This is a genomic window from Nocardia sp. NPDC058497, assembly GCF_042720195.1.
Classification (GTDB): Bacteria; Actinomycetota; Actinomycetes; order Mycobacteriales; family Mycobacteriaceae; genus Nocardia.
In genome coordinates, this window is the sequence record NZ_JBHXMY010000353.1 from 1 (window position 1) to 6,362 (window position 6,362).

Below are 6,362 nucleotides of genomic sequence, written 5' to 3' on the forward strand. Positions count from 1 at the left end.
GTGTCGAAACCGCACTGAACATAAGGCGGCGAAATCGCCGCTTTTCCAACGTCTCCTGGTTTCTGGGCAGATCACCACCGGTTGTCGAAAACCGCCATGAAGCGGCACGGGAATTTTGCCGTCAGCATTCGCTGCGCGCGGCGACCCCCTGCAAACGCTCGTCCAGCCACAGCATCGCCTCCGGATAACCGGTGACCGCACCGATCACATGTTCACCGAACACGCTGCGGTACACCGCGTTCGCGCCGAGTGCGCACTGCTCGTTGTAGAGATTGCGCGCGCCCGCCGCAGGGATCCAGAACTCCTGCTCGCCGTTGTAGATGTAAAGCGGAGTGGCCGAGCGCATCCCCGACATCCGGGTGATCTCGTAGATCGTGGTGGCCAATTCCGAACGCAGCGGGTCGGCGATGTTGGCGCCGACATCGATCGGCAAGTGCAAGACGCCGGGGATCGCGAATACGCTGACGCACTGGTCCTTCATCACCGAGGTCGCCACCCAGCGCGCGAGATTGTTCATCGCGGCCAGGATTTCCGGGCGTTCCCGGCCGATCGCGAATGTCGCCGCCATAAAAATGCCGGAAGCGAGGTTGGCATTCATACTGCGCGAGAGAATCTCGAAATCGGCGGGCACGCCACCCAGCGCCGCGCCGACGATCACGTCGGCGAGTTCCGGAGCGTAGGAATCGATCAGCTTGGCCGCGCCGTGGGTGGCGATGGCGCCGCCGGAATAGCCGGTCATCGCGAATCTGCTGTCACCGAAAGTCACCGGGTCTATTCCGCGGACGGCGCGGATCGCGTCGAGCACCGCATGCCCGGCGACATACGGCTCGGCGTAGGCCATCCAGGGGCCCTCGTGATCGGGCACCAGCACCGCGTAGCCGCGCAGCGCCGCCAATTGCGTGGTGGGCGGGACGAATTCGGTCGTGCTCGAATGCAGATTGAGGCCGTGCGCCAGGGTGTATCCCGGCGTGCAGTCGCGCCCCAGCGCGTCGATCGGCAGGTTGTTGACCAGTACCGGGCGATCGCCGGGGCCGGTCCAGTCGGTGGCGGGCACGAGCAGGGTCGCCGTCGCGAAGGACGGGCGGCCGTGCGAGTCGTCGGTACGGAACTTGAGCAGGGTGGCCGACCGGATCGGCACCAGGGTGAGTGGGGCCGCGGTGGCCATGACATCGCGGGTTTCGATGATGTCGCCCGGCGCGAGCTCGGCCAGGCCGTCGGGCCAGTGGTCGAACATCGGGTCGCCGACCGGCGACGGCATGACCGCGGCGTGCAGGGCGGCGAGTTCGGCATCGGGATCGTCGGACGGCTGGATCGGCGAGGGCAGCACCTGATCGATCCAGCGTTGCAGATCGGGCAGGAATCCCGGCGTACCCGGATGCGGTACCGGGAATTCCGTCGTCGGTGGCGGTTCGGCCGCGGCGGTGCCGACGGCGAACGAACAGAGCAGGAGCATCGAGCAGACCAACACACGCACAGATCGCATGGCACACACGCCTTCGGGTGGCAACGTCGGATTCGTCGTGACGTGCGGCGATGCGGTGCTTCGAATTCCGCCGAACCTCCCCCAGTGCGCCTCTCGTCAGATCACTGACGGTACGCCGCGACCACCCCGCCGAATCGGCGTCGTGCCCGAGTCGTGACGCAATGCGGCGCGATCGCAACAACGAGCGACCCGGAGAGGCCGCTGGCGTTCATCTGCTCGCTGATCGGAAAGCGTTGCGGGTACTCACGTTCCAGGCCGATCCCAGCCGCCGGCGCGAGCCCGAAGACCGGATGCGAACCGAAGCCGAGGCCCTCGAGCATCGACACCAGATTCATCGGCACCCCGCCCATCGCGGCGCCGGCGATCTCGACATCGGGCGCGTAGGTGGCTGCAGCGCCGCCGCCCACGCCGTCGCCATACCGCCGCCGGAGTAGCCCGCCATCGCGACCCGCCTGCCCGCGACCTGCAGTTCCTCGACCTTGCGCACGGCCCTGATTCCGTCGAGGGTCACCTGACCGCCCAATTCCACTGCGCCGTAGGAAGTGCTCTGCGCGGCCGAACCTGTCGTGCCGCGGCAAACCAGATCATGCGGCTGTCTCCCGTGTCGCTGCCGTCGGCACCGATACTGGCCGGTACCGTGGCTCGTCGGAACCGCATCCGGCCGACATCGGCGGAGCTCACAACACCCAGGCGGCGAGGTTGTGGTCGGAGGCAAGCCGGTGCGCCCGATTGGTCGGCGTACTGCCGCGGCACCGGGCGGGCTGTGAGATCTCCAGCGGAATTCCAGAACATGTTCTCCTCGATGGTCCGGGTCCTACCGTCGAGCAGGAAGGCGCTCACGAGTGCCGGGGCGAAAAGGAGCACGCATGATTCCCCTCGACGAGAACATCGCCGCCACCCCCCATCGCATCGAACGGACCGAGATACCGACCCGCCGGATCACGGTCTACTTCGACGGCCCGACACCGCAAGACGCCCTGATCCTGGAGTACGCGGCGACCCCGTCCGAGGCCTGGGAATTCACGACGGCGGCGGTGCACGCGGGCCTGCTGGTGACCGTCGACGGCCGGGTCGGCCCCGAACTGCGCAGACTCCCCTGCCGATCGCTCTGGCACTGAGCCCACCGGCACCGCCCGGCCCGCCGCACTAGGCTGGCCGGGCGGCCGCGGCTCGGCCGCCCGACCCGGGACAACGGAAGGGGGCGTCCGTGACACGGTGGCGCACCGGTGCCGCATTCGCCGTGATCGCGCTTGCCGCCCTCACCGGCTGCGGGTCGGCTGGCTCCGACGACGCTGCCGCACCGACCCCGACGACCACCGCCACCACGACACCGCGACCGACCAGCAAGCCGCCGGCCACCATCGCGCCGCCGACCACCACCGTCGATCCCTATGCCGGTCTGCCGCTCATCGACCACGTGACCTGGACCGAGACCATCGACGGCGCCCGGCTGCTCGTCGTCCCCACCGTCGCGGGCAGGAAGACCTCGACCCCCGGCACCGACGAGCTCGCCTGGCAGGAGGTCCTCGCCCTCGACGCCGACGCCGACGCGCCGGGGATGCGCGACCAGTTCCTCTGTCACTGGGTGTGGGCGAGGATGGTGGCCCCCGACAAACCGAGCTGGAACCTCGAACCGTGGCGACCCGACGTCGGCTATTCGGCCACGGTGTCGGCGAACTGCAATCCCGGCGGCCCGGAACGCTGACGACCGCCGTCCCGCCCGAAAGGAGCACCTCGCATGCGCATCGTCGTCGCCGGTGGACACGGCAAGATCGCCCTGCTGCTGACCCAGCTGCTCGCCCGTCGCGGTGACCAGGTCTACGCCCTGATCCGGGATCCGGGTCAGGCCGCCGACATCGCCGCGACCGGCGGCGTCCCGGTCATCTACGACATGGAACGCGACACTCCCGACGACCTCGCCGCCGCCGTCGCGGGCTCGGACGCGGTGGTGTTCGCCGCGGGCGCGGGCCCAGGCAGCGGGGCCGCGCGCAAGTACACCGTCGACCTCAACGGTTCGGTCCAGCTCGCCGACGCCGCCGAGCAGACCGGGGTCCGGCGATTCGTGCAGATCTCGACGATGGGCGCCGGAGCGCCACCCGCGCCGGGGACCGACGAGGTATGGGCCGCCTACCTCGATGCCAAGACCCGCGCCGAGGACGACCTGCGCGATCGCGCGCTCGACTGGACGATCCTGCGGCCCGGCATGCTCACCGACGCCGAAGGCAACGGTCTGGTCACGCTCGGACCGCCGCCGATTCCGCGCGGCCCGGTCCCGCGCGCCGATGTCGCCGCGACGCTCGCGTCGATCTTGCTCGCGGACAACACTTTTCGGCACACCCTCGAGATGGTCTCCGGTGCGGAGCCCGTCGCGTCGGCCGTTGCCGCGATTCGTTAGCCGAAAATTAACTATCACAACCCATTTCGGTCGGACGGCCGATCCGGACGGACCTGCGCTACCCCCGTTGCCACAGGGCTACGGCGGCGAACCGCCGGTCACGACGTTATCCCTGCACCGCGGGTCGCGAACACAGTGGCGCGAACACGGATTCGCCGCTCAGAAGCCGGGAAATACGCTGCATCGAGACGGAATCGATCGTGCAGATGTGCTTGCATCTGAAAGTGTCCCCGTCCTAAACTCAGGGCCGCAATACAATTCAGGGGATAGTCAGGGGAGGCCGCGAGCGGCACACCTGGGGCTATATTTGCCTTGGGTTTGCCACTGCCTAAACACAGGGGCGTTCACATGAACAACACCAACGGCCGTTCCGGCCTCGCTGATCGCGCAGCGACCACCACCCACCCCGACACCGCAGGGTGCTCCAGGGAAACCGCGGTCGCCTATGTCATCGATGCCGTGGAGTCCACCGGCGCCGCGACCCGCAACGATTTCGATATCGACCGCATCGTGACCACCGCGCACGAATTCGCCGACGACTGGGATCTGCAGACGCTGACCCCCGACACCTTCTGGCGCATCGCCGCGGGCTGTATCAAATACTGAGTAGTTCCCGTCAGACCCGGTCGGCGTACTCCAGCAGGATCGCGCGCGAGCGGTCGGGCTGTTCGGCCTGGACGCTGAGCTGGTCCATCACGGACTTGTACAGCGCCAGGTCCTGCCTGCGCTCGAGGTAGAGCGCGCTGGTCAGCTGCTCGAGATAGACGATGTCGGGCAACTCCGGCTCGGCGAAGCGCAGAATGCTGAAGGAACTGCCCGCGGCGGCGTGCCCGCCCGCGGAGTACGGCAGCACCTGCACGATCACATTCGGCAGCGCCGACAGCTCGGCCAGGTACCGCAGCTGCGCGCGGTGCACCTCGGGCCCGCCGATCGGGCGGTGCAGCACGGCCTCGTCGATCACCGCCCACACCACCGGCGGCTCGGGCCGGTGCAGGACGTCCTGGCGACGCTGACGGACCTGCACGCGACGCTCGGTATCGGCGTCGTCGAACCCGAGGGTGACGATGGCCCTGGTGTACTCCGGCGTCTGCAACAGGCCGGGCACCAGCTGGGCCTCATAGGTCCGGATCTGGCTGGCCGCCTGCTCGAGCCCGAGGTAGGTGCTGAACCACGAGGGCAGCAGATCGCTGTAGCGATGCCACCAGCCAGGTTCACTTGCCTGCCTGGCGAGTTCGAAGAAGGACTCGCGCTCTACGATGTCGTGGACACCGTAGAGCGTCAGCAGATCGCGGATATCGCGTTCCTTGAATCCTGTGCGTCCCAGTTCGAGCCGGCTGATCTTCGCGTGGGAACCACGAATCGCGTCACCGGCCGCTTCTCGGGTGATGCCCTTGCTCTCGCGCAGTTTGCGCAACTGGCCACCGAGAGCGATGCGCAGCACGGTAGGGCCACGGTCGACAACCGGTTGCACGCGACCGATCTCGTCGGGTTCAGCCGTCATGGCTGCCGATATTACCGATCACTTGGTCAGGTAGTCGAACTCTCCGGCCTTCGCGCCGCGGATGAACGCGTCGATCTCGGGCCGGGTATAGAAGATGACCGACCCGTGCGGGTCGCGCGAGTTGCGCACGGCGACCGAACCGTCGGCCGCTTCGGCCACCTCGACGCAGTTGCCGCTGGGGTTGCTGTAGGTGCTCTTACGCCAGGCGCCGTCGGCCGGGCGTTCCCGCTGATCATGGTGCATTCCGGACACGCCACACTCCTCGTTCTCGAATGATGCCCATCGCTACGAAAGTTGCAGATGCACGCACAAACGTTCTTGCAGATGTACTGTGCGATCGGGACATTAACACGCGCCGGATAGGCGCGCACCGGTCGGTACTTACCCGACGACACGACCTGGGCGGCGTCGCGATCGGTGATGTCCAGCCCCCTGAATTCGCAAGCGCCGCAAGCGCTTCAGCCGCCCGACACGCCCGGATCGACTGTGCAGATGTTCTTGCATCTGCAAACGAAGCAGCCGTAGACTCAGGCCGCAAGATCACCGGAAGGCATGTCGGCAGCACCAGCCGGATCCGCCTTCCGCTGCCGGATGCGAGGGGCCTCGGATGAGCACGCCGTTTCGAACACCCCGCCGGGTCTCGGCCGGAACCGCCGGTCTCGAGGTCCCGCGATACCTCGGCGCGGCAGGAGCACCGTCGGGGTCGTGTAGCGACGAGCCACACGGGCTCACCTACCGCCAGGCCCGCGAGATGCTGCGTCAGCACGACGTCCACGGGCCGCAATGCCGCCAATGGCTGGCCGCCGCCGCCTACCTGTCGGCGGGCCTGGACGACGAATAGGCGGTTGTAACGTCTTCGTGCTGGTCACGGCGAGGTCACCGGGGGCATCCTTGGAGGTGAACATCGGCGCGAACACGGGTGAGCGGCATATGCGGATAGCGGACATCCTGCGCAACAAGGGAACGGCGGTCACCACGGTGCC

General features: G+C 67.7%; 8 protein-coding genes and 1 pseudogene. 5 read left to right on the forward strand and 4 right to left on the reverse strand.

Going from position 1 to position 6,362, the window contains the following annotated elements; all coding sequences use genetic code 11:
- Positions 1-121: 121 nt before the first annotated feature.
- Together ACFWPJ_RS21630 and ACFWPJ_RS21635 are read right to left on the reverse strand one after the other, a co-directional pair.
- Positions 122-1,483, reverse strand: coding sequence for a lipase family protein (locus tag ACFWPJ_RS21630; RefSeq protein WP_378854003.1), 1,362 nt, complete (start codon positions 1,481-1,483; stop codon positions 122-124).
- 191 nt (positions 1,484-1,674) lie between these two features.
- Positions 1,675-2,024: pseudogene (locus ACFWPJ_RS21635) on the reverse strand (lipase family protein); the annotation flags it as partial.
- 325 nt (positions 2,025-2,349) lie between these two features.
- On the opposite strand from ACFWPJ_RS21635, the gene ACFWPJ_RS21640 reads away from it, so the two are divergent.
- From ACFWPJ_RS21640 to ACFWPJ_RS21655, 4 genes are all read left to right on the forward strand, one after another.
- Positions 2,350-2,601, forward strand: coding sequence for a hypothetical protein (locus ACFWPJ_RS21640; RefSeq protein ID WP_189028149.1), 252 nt, complete (start codon positions 2,350-2,352; stop codon positions 2,599-2,601).
- A gap of 89 nt (positions 2,602-2,690) precedes the next feature.
- Positions 2,691-3,188: a DUF2599 domain-containing protein gene (locus ACFWPJ_RS21645; protein WP_378854005.1), complete on the forward strand. Its 498-nt coding sequence runs from the start codon at positions 2,691-2,693 to the stop codon at positions 3,186-3,188.
- A 33-nt stretch (positions 3,189-3,221) separates the two neighbouring features.
- The gene (locus tag ACFWPJ_RS21650; RefSeq protein ID WP_378854007.1) at positions 3,222-3,878 is read left to right on the forward strand and encodes an SDR family oxidoreductase; all 657 of its coding nucleotides are present in this window, start codon (positions 3,222-3,224) and stop codon (positions 3,876-3,878) included.
- A 348-nt stretch (positions 3,879-4,226) separates the two neighbouring features.
- Entirely contained in the window at positions 4,227-4,484 is a 258-nt protein-coding gene (locus ACFWPJ_RS21655) for a hypothetical protein (protein ID WP_189028143.1), read from the forward strand.
- A gap of 10 nt (positions 4,485-4,494) precedes the next feature.
- Here the strand turns inward: ACFWPJ_RS21655 and ACFWPJ_RS21660 are convergent, their stop codons facing one another.
- Both ACFWPJ_RS21660 and ACFWPJ_RS21665 read right to left on the reverse strand, forming a co-directional pair.
- Positions 4,495-5,379, reverse strand: coding sequence for a helix-turn-helix domain-containing protein (locus ACFWPJ_RS21660; RefSeq protein ID WP_378854010.1), 885 nt, complete (start codon positions 5,377-5,379; stop codon positions 4,495-4,497).
- Positions 5,380-5,397: 18 nt separating this feature from the next.
- A complete protein-coding gene (locus ACFWPJ_RS21665) occupies positions 5,398-5,622 on the reverse strand; it encodes a DUF397 domain-containing protein (RefSeq protein ID WP_189029361.1) in 225 nt (74 codons plus the stop codon).
- 364 nt (positions 5,623-5,986) lie between these two features.
- Here ACFWPJ_RS21665 and ACFWPJ_RS21670 point away from each other — a divergent pair, with 364 nt between their 5' ends.
- Positions 5,987-6,220: a hypothetical protein gene (locus ACFWPJ_RS21670; protein ID WP_022566940.1), complete on the forward strand. Its 234-nt coding sequence runs from the start codon at positions 5,987-5,989 to the stop codon at positions 6,218-6,220.
- Positions 6,221-6,362 lie beyond the last annotated feature (142 nt).

Excerpts from the sequence above, each read along its gene's own strand:
- ACFWPJ_RS21630 (WP_378854003.1), bottom strand. The coding sequence starts at position 1,483 with ATGCGATCTGTGCGTGTGTTGGTCTGCTCGATGCTCCTGCTCTGTTCG.
- ACFWPJ_RS21640 (WP_189028149.1), top strand. The coding sequence starts at position 2,350 with ATGATTCCCCTCGACGAGAACATCGCCGCCACCCCCCATCGCATCGAA.
- ACFWPJ_RS21650 (WP_378854007.1), top strand. The coding sequence starts at position 3,222 with ATGCGCATCGTCGTCGCCGGTGGACACGGCAAGATCGCCCTGCTGCTG.
- ACFWPJ_RS21655 (WP_189028143.1), top strand. The coding sequence starts at position 4,227 with ATGAACAACACCAACGGCCGTTCCGGCCTCGCTGATCGCGCAGCGACC.
- ACFWPJ_RS21660 (WP_378854010.1), bottom strand. The coding sequence starts at position 5,379 with ATGACGGCTGAACCCGACGAGATCGGTCGCGTGCAACCGGTTGTCGAC.
- ACFWPJ_RS21665 (WP_189029361.1), bottom strand. The coding sequence starts at position 5,622 with ATGCACCATGATCAGCGGGAACGCCCGGCCGACGGCGCCTGGCGTAAG.
- ACFWPJ_RS21670 (WP_022566940.1), top strand. The coding sequence starts at position 5,987 with ATGAGCACGCCGTTTCGAACACCCCGCCGGGTCTCGGCCGGAACCGCC.